A 2,687-nucleotide genomic window follows, 5' to 3' on the forward strand; every position below is an offset into this window, starting at 1 on the left:
AGGGTTTCGCCGAGGATGGCGATGCCGGCCGCGGCGGCGATCACCGGGACGAAGTAGGTGACCATCTGGCCGGTCGTCGGGCCGACCTCGGCGACCAGGCCGTACTGGATGAGTACGGCCAGACCCGTGCCCAGCACGCCCAGCGCGGCGATCGCCAGCAGCGGGCCGACGGCGAAGCCGGTCGGCAGTGTGGTGAACAGCGGTGTGACGACGGCCAGTTGGGCCGTGGCCAGCAGCAACTGACCGCCGGTCAGGGCCAGGTTCGAGTGGCTGCTGCCCGCCAGGGTGCGACGGACGTAGATCCAGCCGACGGGGTAGCTCAGCGAGGCCAGCAGGGCCAGTGCCGTGCCGCGGGCGTCCAGGCCCTCGAAGCCCTGCCAGGCTCCCAGCACGGTCAGCACCCCGAGGAAGCCGAGGCCGAGCCCCGCCACCCGCACCCGGGTCGGCCGGTCCTCGGACAGCGCCACCAGCGACAGCGCCATGCCCCACAGCGGCGAGGTCGCGTTGCAGATGCCGGCCAGCGTGGACGGGATGGTCAGCTCCGCGAAGGCGAACAGCGAGAACGGCAGGGCGTTCAGCAGGAACCCGGCGACCGCGAGATGCCCCCAGGTGCGCGCACCGCGCGGCAGCCCCTCCCGCCGTACCGCCATCGCCACCGCCAGGACGGCGGTACCGAAGGCCAGCCGGCCGAAGGTGACCTGGAAGGGGGCGTAGCCCTGGGTGCCGACCTTGATGAGGAGGAAGCTGAACCCCCAGATCAGGGAGAGCGCGCCGAAACGCAGCCGCCAGTCCAGGCGGGGACGGGGGCGCTCCGGGGCGGGACCGGCCGGGGCCGGTGCGGTGGTGGTCGCGGTGACGCTGCTCATGGACGCAACGATGCGGGACATCCATCTCGTAGCACAATCGAGATTTCGCACGCGGTATCTCGTAGCATCGCTTACGTGTTGAACCTGGAGCGCCTGCGCACCCTCGACGCCCTCGCCCGGCACGGCTCGGTCAGCGGCGCGGCCGAGGGGCTGCACATCACGACCTCGGCCGTCTCGCAGCAGATGTCCAAGCTGGAGCGCGAGGTCGGCCAGCGGCTGCTGGCCAAGAACGGGCGGGGCGTCCGGCTCACGGACGCGGGCCGGCTGCTCGCCGAGCACGCGGCGCGCATCCTCTCCCAGGTCGAGCTCGCCCAGTCCGACCTGGAGGCGCAGCGCGGACAGGTCGCCGGTGAGCTGCGGGTCTCGGCGTTCCCGACCGCCGCGCGGGGACTGTTCCCGGTGGCCCTGCGGGACCTGCGCGAGCGGCACCCCGCGCTGCGCGTGCGCTCCCGCGAGCAGGAACCGGAGCAGGGCATCCGGGGAGTGGTGCGCGGGGACCTCGATCTCGCGGTGGTGCTCGACTGGTACAACAAGCCGATGCCGCTGCCCGACGGCCTGGTCAAGGCGCCCCTGCTGGACGACCCGGCCGATGTGGCGCTCCCGGCCGGCCACCGGTTCGCCGGCCGCGACGAGGCGGACCTCGCCGACTTCGCCGAGGACGAGTGGATCACCTGGGGCGAGGGCGAGTTCTGTCACGAGTGGCTGATGTTCACCCTGCGCTCCAAGGGCATCGAGCCGGTCATCGGCCACCGCGCCGCCGAGAGCCACACCCAGCTCGGCCTGGTCGCTGCGGGGCTCGGCGTCTGCATCGCCCCGCTGCTGGGCCGCAACCCGCTGCCCGACGGGGTGGTGACCGTCCCGCTCAGACAGCGCGTACGACGGCACGTCTTCGTCGTCTGGCGCGCGGACGCCGACCGCCGCCCGTCGATCCGGGCGGCGGTACAGGCACTGCGGGCGGCGGGGGAGCGCGTCGGGGCGACGGGCGAGAGTCCTACGGCAGTGTCGGCAGCTTCCTGAAGTCCCAGGACACGATCTTCTCCGGGGTCAGGCGCAGCCAGGCGTGCCGCCCGTCGTGGGGCATCTCGTCCAGGCCGAAGTTCTTGCGGGCGAACAGCGTCTCCGGAACGTCGAGTTCCGCGCGCAGTTCGCCGGTGCGCGGGATCTCCCCCACGAACTCCACCCGCCCGGACAGCTCCGCGCCGCGCAGCTCGTCGTACTCCTCGCCCGTGTCGACCACGATCGCCACCCGCGGATCCCGCCGCAGATCCGCCCAGCGCCTGCTGCGCACCACGGAGTACAGCCACAGCGAGGTGCCGTCCCAGGCGAACCAGAGCGTGCTGACGTGCGGCGCTCCGCCGGCGGACACCGTGGCGACCCGGCAGGTGCGCTGGACGGTGAGGAAGTCGTCCAGCTCACCGGGTGTCATCATGATCTTCCGGCCCCGGCGCTGCGTGGCGGTCATACGGCCTCTTCGTCTCTCGTGTCGTGCCCGGCGCCGGCGGCTCAGGCGAGGGTGATCGAGTCCCCGCTCACCGTGATCTCCACGGCGGGCAGCGGCTTGGTCGCCGGGCCGCTCTGCACACTGCCGTCGGTGATGGAGAAGTTGCTGTTGTGACAGGGGCAGTTGATGACCCCGTCGGCGATGCTCTTCACCGCGCACCCCTGGTGGGTGCAGGTCGCCGAGAACGCCTTGAACTCGCCCGCCGTCGGCTGGGTGACGACCACCTTACGGTCGGCGAAGACCTTTCCGCCCCCCTCGGGGATGTCGGCGGTCGAGGCGAGCGGGTCGGCACCGGCGTTCTCGCCGCCGCCCGAACCCCC

4 protein-coding genes are annotated in these 2,687 nt (G+C 72.3%); 1 reads left to right on the plus strand and 3 read right to left on the minus strand.

Features of this window, described 5'->3' with window-relative positions; genetic code table 11:
• The coding region (locus tag B7767_RS43150) for a DMT family transporter (protein ID WP_179167564.1) at positions 1-866 on the minus strand (866 nt) is incomplete at its 3' end.
• Positions 867-941: 75 nt separating this feature from the next.
• Between B7767_RS43150 and B7767_RS43155 the strand changes: the two genes are divergently transcribed.
• Positions 942-1,883: a LysR family transcriptional regulator gene (locus tag B7767_RS43155; RefSeq protein ID WP_085576540.1), complete on the plus strand. Its 942-nt coding sequence runs from the start codon at positions 942-944 to the stop codon at positions 1,881-1,883.
• On the opposite strand, the gene B7767_RS43160 is transcribed toward B7767_RS43155, so the two are convergent.
• Both B7767_RS43160 and B7767_RS43165 read right to left on the minus strand, forming a co-directional pair.
• The gene (locus B7767_RS43160; protein WP_085576541.1) at positions 1,858-2,328 is read right to left on the minus strand and encodes a pyridoxamine 5'-phosphate oxidase family protein; all 471 of its coding nucleotides are present in this window, start codon (positions 2,326-2,328) and stop codon (positions 1,858-1,860) included. The two genes, B7767_RS43155 and B7767_RS43160, sit on opposite strands and share 26 nt — an antisense overlap.
• Before the next feature lie 41 nt (positions 2,329-2,369).
• The coding region (locus B7767_RS43165) for a Rieske (2Fe-2S) protein (RefSeq protein ID WP_085576542.1) at positions 2,370-2,687 on the minus strand (318 nt) is incomplete at its 5' end.

Source organism: Streptomyces sp. 13-12-16 (genome assembly GCF_002114215.1).
Taxonomy (GTDB): Bacteria; Actinomycetota; Actinomycetes; order Streptomycetales; family Streptomycetaceae; genus Streptomyces.

Excerpts from the sequence above, each read along its gene's own strand:
- B7767_RS43160 (WP_085576541.1), bottom strand. The coding sequence starts at position 2,328 with ATGACCGCCACGCAGCGCCGGGGCCGGAAGATCATGATGACACCCGGT.